General features: G+C 61.1%; 10 protein-coding genes. 4 read left to right on the top strand and 6 right to left on the bottom strand.

Annotated elements, in window-relative coordinates; genetic code table 11:
* Nucleotides 1-46: 46 nt before the first annotated feature.
* Nucleotides 47-373, top strand: coding sequence for an NIPSNAP family protein (locus tag CIT25_RS20010; protein ID WP_095486584.1), 327 nt, complete (start codon nucleotides 47-49; stop codon nucleotides 371-373).
* A gap of 9 nt (nucleotides 374-382) precedes the next feature.
* Complete coding sequence (locus CIT25_RS20005) at nucleotides 383-1582, top strand: mandelate racemase/muconate lactonizing enzyme family protein (protein ID WP_095486243.1); 1200 nt, start codon at nucleotides 383-385, stop codon at nucleotides 1580-1582.
* Between the two features lie 350 nt (nucleotides 1583-1932).
* Here CIT25_RS20005 and CIT25_RS20000 read toward each other — a convergent pair whose 3' ends face one another.
* From CIT25_RS20000 to CIT25_RS19985, 4 genes are all read right to left on the bottom strand, one after another.
* Nucleotides 1933-3552 (bottom strand): ABC transporter ATP-binding protein, encoded by a 1620-nt coding sequence (locus tag CIT25_RS20000; RefSeq protein WP_095486242.1) that lies wholly within the window; start codon nucleotides 3550-3552, stop codon nucleotides 1933-1935.
* Nucleotide 3553: 1 nt separating this feature from the next.
* Nucleotides 3554-4675, bottom strand: a complete 1122-nt coding sequence (locus CIT25_RS19995) for an ABC transporter permease (protein ID WP_095486241.1) — start codon at nucleotides 4673-4675, stop codon at nucleotides 3554-3556.
* Complete coding sequence (locus CIT25_RS19990) at nucleotides 4668-5591, bottom strand: ABC transporter permease subunit (protein ID WP_095486240.1); 924 nt, start codon at nucleotides 5589-5591, stop codon at nucleotides 4668-4670. The genes CIT25_RS19995 and CIT25_RS19990 overlap by 8 nt, the downstream gene beginning before the upstream one ends.
* A gap of 167 nt (nucleotides 5592-5758) precedes the next feature.
* A complete protein-coding gene (locus tag CIT25_RS19985; protein WP_095486239.1) occupies nucleotides 5759-7351 on the bottom strand; it encodes a peptide ABC transporter substrate-binding protein in 1593 nt (530 codons plus the stop codon).
* A gap of 384 nt (nucleotides 7352-7735) precedes the next feature.
* Between CIT25_RS19985 and CIT25_RS19980 the strand changes: the two genes are divergently transcribed.
* Nucleotides 7736-8215: a TadE/TadG family type IV pilus assembly protein gene (locus tag CIT25_RS19980; RefSeq protein WP_095486238.1), complete on the top strand. Its 480-nt coding sequence runs from the start codon at nucleotides 7736-7738 to the stop codon at nucleotides 8213-8215.
* Entirely contained in the window at nucleotides 8216-10000 is a 1785-nt protein-coding gene (locus CIT25_RS19975) for a pilus assembly protein TadG-related protein (protein WP_245329915.1), read from the top strand.
* 16 nt (nucleotides 10001-10016) lie between these two features.
* Here CIT25_RS19975 and bglA read toward each other — a convergent pair whose 3' ends face one another.
* The gene (gene bglA / locus CIT25_RS19970; RefSeq protein ID WP_095486236.1) at nucleotides 10017-11645 is read right to left on the bottom strand and encodes a beta-galactosidase BglA; all 1629 of its coding nucleotides are present in this window, start codon (nucleotides 11643-11645) and stop codon (nucleotides 10017-10019) included.
* Nucleotides 11645-13657 carry a glycogen debranching protein GlgX gene (gene glgX, locus CIT25_RS19965; protein ID WP_095486235.1) on the bottom strand — a complete coding sequence of 671 codons (2013 nt, stop codon included), beginning with the start codon at nucleotides 13655-13657 and terminating at the stop codon, nucleotides 11645-11647. Before glgX ends, bglA begins: the two co-directional genes overlap by 1 nt.
* Nucleotides 13658-13746 lie beyond the last annotated feature (89 nt).

Genomic DNA, 13746 nt, shown 5'->3' with positions numbered 1-13746 from the left:
GTCGACCTCTCCCAAGGGAGAGGCGAAGAAAGAAACGGACGAAACCATGATCTACGAACTGCGTATCTATGACTGCCTGCCGGGCAGGCTGCCGGCTTTGCTCAAGCGCTTTTCCGACCAAACGCTGGCCATCTGGGAGAGGCATGGCATCCGCCAAGCCGGGTTTTTCACCACGGCGATCGGCGAAAACAGCAATCGCCTCACCTATTTCCTCGCCTGGGAATCGCTGGCCGAGCGTGAGGCGAAATGGGCGGCTTTCGTCACCGATCCGGCATGGCACAGAGCCCGGGACGAGTCTGAGCGCGACGGGCAGATCATTGCCAATATCAGCAGCCAGCTGCTCACGCCGACAGCTTTCTCGTCTGTGAAATAGGACTGCGCCATGAAGATCACCGATCTCCGCTGTGCCGTCATCGGCAAGCACCCCATCGTTCGCGTCGTCACCGACGAGGGCCTCTATGGCCTGGGTGAGGTCGAGTACACCAAGCCCTACCTCAAGCCCTGGGTGCTGCATTTCCGCGAGGCCCTGATCGGCGAGGACCCAACCGACGTCGAGCGGGTGATGCTGAAGATCCGCCAACGCGGCTCTTTCAAGCCCTATGGCGCGGCGGTGAGCGCTATCGAGCATGCGCTATGGGACATTGCCGGCAAGGCTGCAGGCGTGCCGGCCTACAAACTGCTCGGCGGCAAAGTGCGCGACAAGGTGCGCGTCTACAACGGCTCGATCCGCCAGAAACGCACGGGCGACCGGCCGGAGGACTACGCCGCTGATGTCAAATGGATGATGGAGCAGCCGCAGAACTTCTTCATGATCAAGCAAGGAATCTCGTTCCACTCCAACATGAAGGACACCATTGAGGGCTTCCATTACGGCGTGACGCAGAAGAAGGCCGGCTATCACGGTGCCATGGATCAAGGCGTGATCAGCGAGCGCGGTTTCAATCACATGCTCGACTGCGTGATCGCGATGAAGGAAGTGCTGGGCGACGAGGTCAGCCTGGCGCTCGACTGCGGCCCGGGCTGGATGCTGCCCGATGCGATTAAGTTTGCTCGCGCGGTCGAGAAGTACAATTTGATGTGGCTCGAGGACATGCTGACTGGCGACTATGTGCCGTGGGTCAATCCGCAGGCCTATCGGGAGCTGACCACCTCCACCTCGACGCCAATCCATACCGGCGAGCAGATCTACCTGCGCCATAATTTCAAGGAGCTGATCGAAACGCAGGCGGTCCGTATCATCGGTCCGGACCCGGCCGATATCGGTGGCATCGCCGAGCTCAAATGGGTAGCCGAGCACGCCCAAATGCACTCGATCCTGATGGCGCCGCACGGCACGGCGAACGGCCTGCTCGGCCTCGGCGCGTTGATCAATGTCTGCGCCACCTTGCCCGCCAACTACATCGCCTTCGAATACCCGAGCGCCTCCGACCCCTGGTGGGAGGACCTCGTAATCGGCCTGCCGTCGCAGATCGTGAAGGACAGCATGGTGGACCTGCTGGAAGCGCCGGGGCTGGGCCTCGATATCGACGCCGAAGCAACCAGGAAGTATCTCAGGGAAGAGGACGCGGGCTTCTTCGACTGAACCATTCTCGCCGGCATCTGCCGCGCTCGACCCGACTAGCGACGTTTTCCTACATCGACCTGCGCTGGATGTTCGTTAACAACAGCCAACTGTCACGCAAATCAGGCGGGTGCTCTGTCTGGAATGCAAGCTCAAAGCATGCGTGGTTTATCCCCATTGCGCATTTACGCTTTTGTGGGCGTTGATCCCGAAAGGTCAATCACGTGGGTCCCACTCTTCAGGGTTTGTGTGGTCAGACTTGATACTAATCACCTAGCCGGAATGAACTGTCTCCTTCTCCCGGAACGGCCAGTGGTTGGCTGTTTTGCTCCCGAAAAAATCTCCCTCCGCTGCAGGCCTGACTGATCGCGTTACGCGCTTAAGCGAAACCGAGTGACGTCGATGGCCGCGGCCATCAGCGTCTGCGTGTAGGTAGCTTGCGGATTGCTGAAGATCGCCTCGGTCGGCCCTTCCTCGACGATCTTGCCTTGCTTCATGACGATGATGTAGTCGGCCATGGCGCGCACGACGGCGAGATCGTGGCTGATGAACAGATAGGACAATTCATGGTCGGCCTGCAGCTTGCGCAGCAGCTCGACGATCTGCTTCTGGACGGAGCGGTCGAGCGCCGAGGTCGGCTCGTCGAGCACGACCACCTTGGGCTTGAGGATCATCGCGCGCGCGATGGCAATGCGCTGGCGCTGGCCGCCGGAGAATTCGTGCGGGTAGCGATTGCGCGCATTCGGATCGAGCCCGACTTCGCGCAAGGCCTCGACCGCGCGCAGATCGCGTTGCTTACCCGACAGGGTCGGCTCATGCACCAGAAGCCCTTCGGTGATGACCTGGCCGACGGTCATGCGCGGCGACAGCGAACCGAACGGGTCTTGGAAGACGAGCTGCAATTCACGCCGCAGCGGCCGCATAGTCTGACGGTCGGCGGAGGAGATATCGCGATCGCCAAAGCGGATGAGGCCATCGCTTGGCAGAAGCCGCAGTAAAGCCCGCCCGAGCGTCGATTTTCCCGAACCGGATTCGCCGACGATGCCGATGGTCTGGTTCCGCTGAAGGCGGATCGAAATGTGATCGACCGCGCGCAGCACCAGCGGCTCTCCGGCAAGAAACCCGCCGCCGATCTTGAAGTTCACCTCGACATTCCTGCCTTCGAGCAGGACAGGCGCGTTTGGCGGCGGCGGCGCTTTGGTTCCGGTCGGCTCGGCGGCCAGCAGCATCTTGGTGTAGGCATGCTGCGGGTTGACGAAGATCGCTTCCGCCTCGCCCTCCTCTACGACTTCGCCGTAGCGCATGACGTAGACGCGGTCGGCAAAGCGCCGGACGATGCCGAGATCATGGGTGATGAAGACGATCGCCATGCCGAGCTTGCGCTGCAGCTCGGCGAGCAGCATGAGGATCTGCGCCTGGATCGTCACGTCGAGCGCCGTCGTCGGTTCGTCTGCGATCAGTATGTCGGGATCGTTGGCCAGCGCCATGGCGATCATGACCCGCTGTCGCTGGCCACCCGACATTTCATGCGGGTAGGATTTCATCCGCCGTTCGGGATCGGGAATATGAACCAGCCGCAAGAGCTTGAGCGCCTCTTCGCGTGCTTGCGCCGCACTAAGCCCGCGATGCCGGCGGATCGGTTCGATCAGCTGATTGCCGATCGAATAGAGCGGATCGAGCGATGTCATCGGCTCCTGGAAGATCATGCTGATCTTGCGGCCGCGGACCTTGTTCAACTCGGGCTTGCTTAGGGTTAAAAGGTTGCGGCCGCGATAGTCGACGACGCCTGTCGCCTCGCCGTTCGAGGCCAGCAGGCTCATCGCTGCCATCATCGTCTGGCTCTTGCCGGACCCGGATTCACCGACCACGGCGACGGTTTCGCCTGCATTGACGTGGATGTTGATGCCCTTGACCGCCTCGACCACGCCGTCGAGCGTTCGAAAGCGGACGCGAAGGTCTTTAACGTTGAGGATCGTTTCGGAAGCGTCCATCTCAACGATCCCTAGGGTCGAGCGCATCGCGCAGGCCGTCGCCAACGAAGTTCAGCGCGAACAGCGTCGAGACGAGAAAGAAGGCAGGGAACAAGAGCAGCCAGTTGGCGGTGCCGATGTTCTTGGCGCCGGTCGAGATCAGTACGCCCCAGCTGGTCATCGGTTCCTGCACGCCAAGCCCGAGGAAGGACAGGAAACTCTCCAGGATGATGACATGCGGCACCAGCAGCGTCATGTAGATGACCACTGGGCCAAGCAGGTTGGGAATGACGTGGCGGATCAGGATGCCGCGCTGGCCGATGCCCATCGCCTCCGCCGCCTGGACATATTCCTGCCGCCGGATCGACAGCGCCTGACCGCGCACGATGCGCGCCATGTCGAGCCAGAGCACGGCGCCGACCGCAAGGAACATCAGCACGAAGTTCCGGCCGAAGAAGACCACCAGCATGATGACGAAGAAGATGAACGGCAGCGAATAAAGCACATCGACGATGCGCATCATCACCTCGTCGACCTTGCCGCCGGCAAGGCCGGCAGTAGCGCCATAGAGCACGCCGATGACGCCGGCGACGACCCCGGCGAGCAGGCCGATGGCCAGCGAGATGCGCCCGGCCATCAGCGTCCGCGACAGGAGATCGCGGCCGGTATTGTCGGTGCCGAACAGGAAATACTGCTGCCTGATCGAAGCGCTCATCACCGCTTCAAGGCCGTCAGGCGATTTGCTCTCGATCTTCGTGTTGTCGAAGGCATCGGAACGGTCGAGGTAGCGGACATTGCGGTCGTCGATCGGCTTGGAAGATGTGACGGTGACGAAGATGCGATTGTCTTCCTGCCGCCACTCCTTGATGTCGACACGCATACGCTTGATCGCCTCATTGAGCGCCGTTTCGATCTTGTCGGCCTTCGGATAGGCCGAGAAGCTCGGCGGCGTGCGCACATAGTCGGCGTAGATGGTGGTGTATCGATGCGGCACCAAAGAGGGCCCGAACACGCTGAGGAGCGCGATGAAGGCAAGATAATACAGGCTGAACATGGCGGCGCGATTGGCCTTGAGGCGCGCCCAGGCATCGGCCCACAGGGAGCGGCCGACGACGGCCGGAACGGTGGCTGCGATGTCAGTCATAGCGCACTCTCGGATCGACGAAGGCGTACATGATGTCGACGATCAGGTTGAAGACGATGGTGAACAGAGCGATGACCACCACAGTGCCCATGACCAGCGTGTAGTCGCGGTTGAGCGCAGCCTCGACGAAATAGCGGCCGATGCCGGGAACGGCGAAAATCGTCTCGACGATGATCGAGCCGGTGAGCAATGCCGCCGCCGCCGGGCCGGTGAAGGAGACGATCGGCAGAATGGCGCCGCGCAGCGCATGCTTGACGACCACCGACCAGTCCGACAGACCGAGCGCGCGTGCGGTGCGGATGTGGTGCGAGCGCAACGATTCGATCATCGAGCCGCGCATCAGGCGGGCGACGATGGCGATCTGCGGCAAAGCCAGGGTCAGCACAGGCCCGACCTTGTTGAGGAGAGCGCCATCCCCCCAGCCGCCGATCGGCAGCAGCTTCCAGGTCAGACCGAACAAAAGCTGGATCACTGGTGCGATGACGAAGGTCGGGATAGTGCTGCCAGCGGCAGCCAGCGCAATCACCGAATAGTCGGCAAGCTTGTTCTGATTGAGCGCGGCAATGGTGCCGAGGAGACTGCCGAGCAGCAGCGCCAGGATCAGGGCCGAGGCGCCGATCTGAATCGAAATGGGCAGCCCCTTGGCAAACAATTCGGTGACGGTGAAATCCGGCATGTTGTAGCTCGGCCCGAAATTGCCGCGCAGCAGATTGCCGAGATAGTGGACATATTGCAGCCAGAGCGGATCGTTCAGGCCAAACTGCGCTTCAAGATTGGCCTTGATCTCCGGACTCAGGCCCCGCTCCTGATTGAATGGCCCGCCCGGCGCGACGCGTATCAGGAAGAACGCCATCGTCACGATGACGAACAGCGTCGGAATGGCGGTCAGGAGCCGCCGAAATACGTAACGCAGCATCGGTTCCCCGCTTTGCTAGCAAACCGGAACCGCCGCCCTAACTCATGACCCCGAACCGAACCGAAGGTTCGGAAGGGCCATGCGCAAAATCAAAGCGTTACAGCGTCCTTTGCGCGTCCCGAAGGACGCGCGGCGCTGCAAAAGAGCGGCAGTTCGGCCAAGGAAAATCAGTCCTTGGAGATGAAGCGCGACGGATGCACGTCCATGACGTTGTCCTCGAAGCCATGAAGCTTCGGAGAAACGATATCGTGATAACTATAGTAGAGAAGCGGGATGTTGCCGACCTCATCGACGAGGATGCGCTCGGCCTTGGCGAGTTCCTTCATGCGCTCTTCGGGCTTGCCGCCGGCGGCTGCCGCCTTGTCCATGGCCTCCTCGTATTTCGGGCTGTTGTAGACCGAATAGTTGTTGCCACTGGCCTTGCGGGTGATGCCGAGGAAGGTTTCCGGATCCTTGTAGTCCGCAATCCAGGCGGCACGCGCGACGTCATAGTCGCCCTTCTGCTCCAGGAAGGAGTAGTGGGTCTTGGTGTCGGTGTTGAGCAACGTGATTTCGATGCCGAGCGGCTTCAACTGTTCCTGGATGGCGACCGCGGTGTTCTTGTGGTTTTCCGAAGTGTTGTAGCGGATTTCCATCTTCAGCGGATTCTCGGGCGTGTAGCCAAGCTTCTCAAGCACCTTCTTGGCTTCGTCCTCGCGGTCGATTTGCGACATCTCAGCATACTTGGCCATTGCCGGCGTGTAACCCTCGATGCCCGGAGGCACCATCGAATAACCGGGCAGCATCGAGTTCTGCCAGACCTTTTCGGCAATGAAGTCGCGGTCGATTGCCATGGAGATGGCGTTGCGCAGCTCGACATTATCCCATGGGGCCTTGTCGGTCTTGATCGCATAATAGTAGGTGCCGAGATACGGCCCGACGCGGATTTGATCGCCAAACTTGGCCTTGAGATCGGCGAGCTGTTCGGTCGGGAGATCATCGTAGCTGTCGAGTTCGCCGGCCTCGAAGCGCTTCATCGCCGACGAGCGGTCTTCGGTCGGGATAACGTTGACGGTGTCGATCTTGACGGTCGCAGCATCCCAGAATTTCGGATTCTTGACCAGTTTGATGTGGTCGTTGGGAACCCACTCCGCCAGCGTAAAGGCGCCGTTGGAGACCAGGTTGCCCGGCTTGATCCAATCTGCGCCAAGCTTTTCGATGGAAGCCTTGTTGACCGGATAGGCCGCCTGGTGGGTCAGCATTTCGAGGAAGTAGGGCGTGGGCGCCTTCAGCGTCACTTCCAGGGTACTTGCGTCAATTGCCTTGACGCCCATCTCCTCGGGCTTGGCCTTCTTGGTGTTCACCTCCTCGGCGTTCTTCACGGGATAGAGCATCGAGGCATATTCGGCGCCGGTGGCCGGGTCTTCCAGCCGCTGGAAAGAGTAGACGAAGTCATCTGCCGTCACCGGGCTGCCGTCCGACCAGACGCCGTCCTTGCGCAGCTTGAAGGTATAGACGGTGCCGTCGTCCGATACCGTCCAGCTCTCGGCGGCGCCCGGAATGACATTCGCCTTTTGATCTTGCATGACCAATCCCTGGAACAGGTCACGCAAAACATTGGCTTCGTAGACTGTCGAGGTCTTGTGCGGGTCGACCGACTCCACTTCGGCGGCGCTGCCTCTGTTATAGACGACCTCGGCGAAAGCCGGCGCGTAGAACGTGCCCGCGGCCAACGTCATGGTTGTGGCGAATACCGTCGCCTTCAGCATATTTTTCAGCATGAAGTTCTCCCTGTCGAGACGGCCCTACAGCTACGCCTCTTGAGTGTTGACGCCCCGAAACCGATTAGATGGCCCCTTTGAGCGCGCCGCCGGTTCCCTTTCCGGCAGCTGGTGGCCAGACAGTAACGTGGAGAATTTTTATTTCAACAGGCTCTAGGGGTCACCCAAAGTAAGGCGCGCCGAGAGCTACCTCGTGGCCGATAGAACAGTAATTGAAACCATAGGCTTGGCTGCGTTTTCTCACTTCGAGATTTTCGTTTCCGGCAAGAAACCTGTCGTCGATTCCACTTTGTCGAAATGTCTTAAGCCGCCTTTAAGCAACCATGGGTTACATTGCACGATGGGCTTCGATAGATCTCACACATCTCCCAACGGGCAAAGGGTATGAACAGCACAGAAAGTAAGGCAGCCGCCACAAAGTGCCAAAAAACACTCCACTTAAGAATAATCTGGCGTCTATGTAGAGAAAATTCCGGCACCTCTGCAATCGAGTTTGCACTGCTTTCGCCCATTTTCATCCTGCTTTTGCTCGGCATGGTTGCATATGGTATCTATTTTGGTGCAAGCAACTCCGTGCAGCAGATCGCGGCGGATGCCGCACGCACGGCAATTGCCGGGCTGAACGAAACCGAGCGCCAGGCGCTGGTGACCAGCTTCGTCAACAACAACGCCAGTGGATATCCCTTTGTCGATTCCGACAAGCTGACCTATCAGGCTAAAGACAGCACGGCCGACGGAAAACAGTTCGTGGTCTCCATCCAATACGATGCCAGCAACCTGCCCGTCTGGAATCTATTCCCGGCGCTGCCCATGCCGGGAAGCACGATCTCACGCAAGTCGACAATACGGGTCGGGGGCATCTGAATGTCGGAACCTTTACTGGGGAGGATCGGCCGGGTTGCTCGCTCAATGCTTGGCGACCCGAAGGCGAACTTCACCGTCATGACGGCGCTGTGCGCACCGTTCGCGCTGGCGCTGGCTGCCTTCGCCATCGATGAAGGTTCGATCTATGTGGAGCGCCGGGAGGCGCAGTCACTGGTCGATCTTGCCGCGATCACGGCGGCTTCCAACATCAACAACATAGAGGCCGCGGTGGTGACCACGCTCGGCGATAACGGAATGCCGGGTATTGTTGTTCAGAAGGCAGGACAGACAATCGTTCCTACTCTCGGAAAAACCGTGGTGTCGGTCACCGCCGGCCGATATTCACCAGAGTCGTCGCTCGGCGTTGACAAGCGCTTCGAGGCCGGCAAGACGCCCTACAACGCCGTCCATGTCGCGCTGCAAAAGATACCCGCCCGCTATTTCGCGAGTTCGCTTATCGCGACTCCGGTGATCGGCACCCAAGCCGTTGCCAGCATAGCGCCGCAGGCGATGTTTTCGGTCGGGTCCAGGCTTCTCAGCGTCAATGGCGGCATCCTGAACTCGCTTCTCAGCGGCCTCCTGGGCGGCAACATTTCGCTCAGCGTCATGGACTACAACGCTCTGATCGCTGCCGACGTCAACCTGCTTTCGTTCTTTGACGCACTTGCCGTTCAGTTGCAGCTGACAGGTGTCAGCTATTCGGAGGTGTTGGCTTCGAAAGCTACGGTGGGCCAGATAGCGACGGCCATGGCTGACGTTTCACCCGTTGGCAGCACCAGCAAGCTTGCTTTGCAGACAATCGCCTCAAGGACCACCAGCACGGTCAAGATACCGCTCAATCATCTTGTCGACCTTGGATCAATTGGCCAACTGGGCCTCGGGCAAAAGTCGGCCGGTTTCTCGGTCGACGCTAGCGCCATGGGCATACTGACTACCGCCGCCGCACTGGCCAACGGCTCGAAGCAGGTCGAGCTCAATCTCGGAGCCACGATTCCGGGGCTTGTCTCCACCACGCTTGCCGTTGCCATCGGCGAACCTGCGCAATTCTCGCCATGGCTGACAATTGGCGAGAAGGGCGCCGTGGTGCGAACGGCGCAGACACGGATCAAGCTGGTGGCGTCGGTCGGCGGCAGCAATGCGACTCTCGGTGGCGGCATCAGCCTCCTGGCCGTCAAACTGCCGCTGCATGTCGAGGTGGCCTCTGCCGAAGCCAAGCTGACCGACATCAGCTGCCCGACGGGGCATCCCGACAGTTTGAAGGTTTCCATTGCCGCACGGCCGAGCCTAGCATCGCTGCACCTTGGCGCCAGCGATGCCGACAACAGCCCCTCCGCCTTCGCCGATTTCAGCAACCCACAGTCGTTTCAAAATGCCGAAATCGCGCAGGTCAGCGTGAAGCTTCTGTTTCTCACCCTAAATCTGATCGGCGTGAATGGCTCTGCGGCCTTCGAGATCACCAACACCGAGCCGACGGCATTGACCTTCAACAGCACCGAAATCGCAAACAAGACGATAAAGACCGCTTCCACGAAAAACCTGACGCAATCTCTTACCACGTCGCTGGTCAACAATTTGTCGCTTTCGGTCAGTGCGCTGGGCCTCGGGCTTGATGTAACCGCGCTGCTTGGAACGGTGAAGCCAGCAATTGTGGCGCTGCTGAACGGTGTGACTGCACCTGTCGACGAATTGGTTTATAACGTGCTTGCGGCACTGGGCGTGCGTGTCGGCGAGGCCGATGTCCGGGTCTTGGGCGCGACTTGCGGGCGCTCCGTGCTCGTTCAATGACGGCCAGGTAGGAAGGTCAGCCGGCTCGCCCGAGGAAGCAGCCCAGCGGCGGCAGCGACAGAATTTTGCTCTGCAAGGCGGCCCCAGTGCCGCCAAGATCGATTGTCTCTGCAACATCTACATCCGGCGCCAACGGCCAGTTGGCCGGCGCGTCGGCGAAATTGAAGACGCAGAGCAGCTTCTCGCCGCCGCCTTCACGAATGAAGGCAAGGACATCACCCTCTGCATCGAGAAACCGGATCGAGCCCTGTACCAGGGCCACATGCTGCTTGCGCAAGGCGAGCATCGCCCGGTAGCTGGCTAGAACCGACTTCTCCTCGCCGTTTTGGACATCAACCGCGCGGGCGCGATGGCTATCCGGCACCGGAAGCCACGGCCTGCCGGTGGAAAAACCGGCATTCTCGGCGCCTTTCTCCCAGACCATCGGCGTGCGGCATCCATCCCTGCCCTTGAACCCGGGCCAGAAGCGGATGCCGTAGGGGTCGCGCAGATCCTCGAACGCCAGTTTCGCCTCCTCCAACCCAAGCTCCTCACCCTGATAGAGGCAGATCGATCCACGCAGGCATGACAGCAGCGCGATCGAGAATTTTGCGACCCTCTCCGGATCGCCGTGGGGTCTTGTCCAGCGCGTCACGTGGCGAACGACGTCGTGGTTGGAAAACGCCCAGCAGACCCAGCCGTCGGACACTGCGCGCTCGAAGGCCTCGACGCAGCCACGTACGTGTGCTGCCGAGAATTGCGGACCGAGCAGGTCGAAAGTGTAGCACATGTCAAGCTTGTCGCCGTCGGCGGTGTAGGCGGCGAGCGTCTGCAATGAACGGTCCTCGTCGCCGACCTCACCGACAGCGGCGCGACCCTCATATCCATCGAGTAGCGCCCGAAAACGCCTGAGGAAAGCGAGGTTTTCAGGCTGCGTCTTGTCGAACAGATGCTCCTGGTAGAGGTAGGGATTGGTTTCGGTGTTGGTGCCGGCGACGCTCGATGCCAGCGGCGGGTTGCTGCGCAGCCAGCGGTCATGGACGTAGTAGTTGACCGTATCCAGCCGGAAACCGTCGACGCCGCGCTCCAGCCAGAACCGCACCGTCTCCAGCAAGGCGTCCTGAACCTCCGGATTGTGGAAATTCAGGTCCGGCTGCGAGGCGAGGAAATTGTGCATGTAATATTGCCTGCGGGTCGCATCCCACTCCCAGGCAGGGCCGCCGAAGACCGACAGCCAGTTGTTGGGCGCGGTGCCGTCAGGCCTCGGATCGGCCCAGACATACCAGTCGGCCTTGGGGTTATCGCGGCTTGAGCGGCTTTCGACGAACCATTCATGCCGATCGGACGAATGCGACAGGACCTGGTCGATGATGACTTTCAGGCCGAGACGGTGCGCCTCGGCGACCACCGCGTCGAATTCCTCCGACGTGCCGAACATCGGATCGACGGCTGTATAGTCGGACACGTCGTAGCCCATATCGGCCATCGGGGATTTGAAGATGGGCGACAGCCAGATGGCGTCGACGCCAAGCGATGCAACATGAGCCAGCCTTGAGGCAATGCCACGCAGATCGCCGCCGCCGTCCCCCGTCGTGTCCTGGAAGGAGCGCGGGTAGATCTGATAGATGACGCAGCCGCGCCACCACTCGGCATTGTCATCAGCCATCATGGGTTCTCCTCGATGCGGGCCGGCCCGACCTTGCGCTCGATCATGAAAACGACCGTTCGCCCAGGCACCGGCTGCGAGATGTCGAAAGCGCCAGCCGATGTTTCCATGGCCGGGCCCCAGAAAAATCCCTCGCGCTCCGGTAGCGTGAACATACAGGCCCGACGATCGCCATTGACGACGACCGCAAGACGGCAGCCCCCGTCGCCAGTGCCGCCGAGCACCATGGCCAGGCGATGCCGCTCAGGGTTCTGCCAGCTTCTCTCATCGACTGGCGCCCCGGTCTCGGTCAGCCAGGCAACATCCGGTACTTCCGACCCGGGCCGCGGCTCTCCGGTCAGGAAACGCGTGTCGGAAAGTGCCGGCGCGGCGCGACGCATCGCGGCAAGTCCAGAGGCATAATGCTCCAGCGTCTGGTCACGGCCGGCCCAGTCGAGCCAGGTGATTTCGTTGTCCTGCGCATAGGCGTTGTTGTTGCCCTTTTGCGTGCGGCCGAATTCGTCGCCTGCGGTCAGCATGATCGTTCCACGCGAGGCAAACAGCGTCGCCAGCAGCGCGCATTGATCATCAAAGCGGGCCTTGGCGATGGCCTCATCGCCGGCTTCGCCTTCGACGCCGTTGTTCCACGACAGGTTCTCGTTGTGGCCATCTCTGTTCTGCTCGCCATTGGCCTCGTTATGCTTGTGCTCGTAGGCAACGATATCGGCCAGCGCCATGCCATCATGCGCGGCGATGAAGTTGACGCTGCGGCTTGTTCGCTCTCCCGCTTTGGCAAAGACATCGGACGAGCCGGCGAGCCGCGTTGCCAGCGCGCCGATCATGCCGCGATCGCCACGCCAGAAGCGGCGGATATCGTCGCGATATCTGTCGTTCCACTCGAGGAAAGGCGGCGGGAAGTTGCCGAGCTGATAGCCGTCCGGCCCGATATCCCAAGGCTCGGCGATCAGCACCCTGTCGCCAAGAACCGGGTCGTTCCGAACAGCTCTCAGCAACGGCGCATCGGTGTCGAAAACGCCCTCGACCCGCCCTAGAATGGGCGCCAGATCGAAACGGAAACCGTCGACGCCGGCATGGCGGACAAAATGACGAAGCGTGTCGAGGACCATTTCCTGGACGACCGGATGATCGCAAGCGACCGTATTGCCGGTGCCGGTGTCGTTAGCCAAGCTGCCGTCCGGCCAATGCCGGTAGTAGGCGCGGCTGTCGAGGCCCCGCAGCGACAGCGTCGGTCCAAACCTGTCGCTTTCGCCGGTGTGGTTGAAGACCAAGTCGAGGATAACACCGATGCCGGCCTCACGCAGTGCGGCGACCGTCTGCCGCAATTCCGCGAGACCGCCGGGCGCGAGGCGCGGATCGAGCGTCATGAAGGTCACGGGATTGTAGCCCCAGGCGTTGCGGAGCCCGAGTGGCGGCAGATGTCGTTCGTCGATCGACGCCGTCACCGGCATCAATTCGACCGCGCCGACCCCGAGTTTTTTCAAGTGCTCGACGACGGCCGGATGGGCAAGGGCGGCAATCGTGCCGCGCTGCTGCTTCGGGATGTCCGGATGCAACATGGTGAAGGCTCGCACCGGCACTTCGTAGACCAGTCCACCGGGCTGGAACAGCGGCGGCAAAGCAGCCAGCGGCTCTGCCAAGGCGCCGGCAATCGCCTTCGACAGCAGCGGGGCGGTGTCGGTCCCCTCGCCCCGGCGAGCGGCGAGCCGGTCGTCACAGACATACGGCCTGTCGATCTCGACGGCATAGGGGTCGACCAGCAGCTTGTCGGGATCAAACCAGAGCCCTCGCTCGGGCGCATAGTCGCCATCGGCGCGAAAGCCGTATCGGGTGCCGGCAGCGAGGCCGGCAACGAAAAGCGCGTGAACGCCCTCGCCTTCCGACCGGAGTTCGAGCCGGTCGATCTCGCGGTTTCCCCGTTCGTCAAAGATCGAGACCCAGAGCCGGCTGGCCGCAGACGACCATGCGGCGAAGCGGATACCTTCGGGGGTAATGGTAGCGCCGAGCTGGCTCATGCGGCGAGCCCTTCTCCCCTTGTGAGGGCTTTGCACGGGGAGCGAAGTGGATTTCGGTGGTCAGTGAGGGCCTTTTTGAAGGCCGGCAG

The sequence above is a fragment of the Mesorhizobium mediterraneum genome (genome assembly GCF_002284565.1).
In the GTDB taxonomy this organism is placed as follows: Bacteria; Pseudomonadota; Alphaproteobacteria; order Rhizobiales; family Rhizobiaceae; genus Mesorhizobium; species Mesorhizobium mediterraneum.
The sequence above is the reverse complement of the archived record's forward strand: the minus strand, read 5'-3'. Positions and strand labels throughout refer to the sequence as shown.

Coding starts and splice junctions, on each gene's coding strand:
- CIT25_RS19990 (WP_095486240.1), bottom strand. CDS start 5,591: ATGCTGCGTTACGTATTTCGGCGGCTCCTGACCGCCATTCCGACGCTG.
- bglA (WP_095486236.1), bottom strand. CDS start 11,645: ATGGCTGATGACAATGCCGAGTGGTGGCGCGGCTGCGTCATCTATCAG.
- CIT25_RS19995 (WP_095486241.1), bottom strand. CDS start 4,675: ATGACTGACATCGCAGCCACCGTTCCGGCCGTCGTCGGCCGCTCCCTG.
- glgX (WP_095486235.1), bottom strand. CDS start 13,657: ATGAGCCAGCTCGGCGCTACCATTACCCCCGAAGGTATCCGCTTCGCC.
- CIT25_RS20000 (WP_095486242.1), bottom strand. CDS start 3,552: ATGGACGCTTCCGAAACGATCCTCAACGTTAAAGACCTTCGCGTCCGC.
- CIT25_RS19975 (WP_245329915.1), top strand. CDS start 8,216: ATGTCGGAACCTTTACTGGGGAGGATCGGCCGGGTTGCTCGCTCAATG.
- CIT25_RS19985 (WP_095486239.1), bottom strand. CDS start 7,351: ATGCTGAAAAATATGCTGAAGGCGACGGTATTCGCCACAACCATGACG.
- CIT25_RS20010 (WP_095486584.1), top strand. CDS start 47: ATGATCTACGAACTGCGTATCTATGACTGCCTGCCGGGCAGGCTGCCG.
- CIT25_RS20005 (WP_095486243.1), top strand. CDS start 383: ATGAAGATCACCGATCTCCGCTGTGCCGTCATCGGCAAGCACCCCATC.
- CIT25_RS19980 (WP_095486238.1), top strand. CDS start 7,736: ATGAACAGCACAGAAAGTAAGGCAGCCGCCACAAAGTGCCAAAAAACA.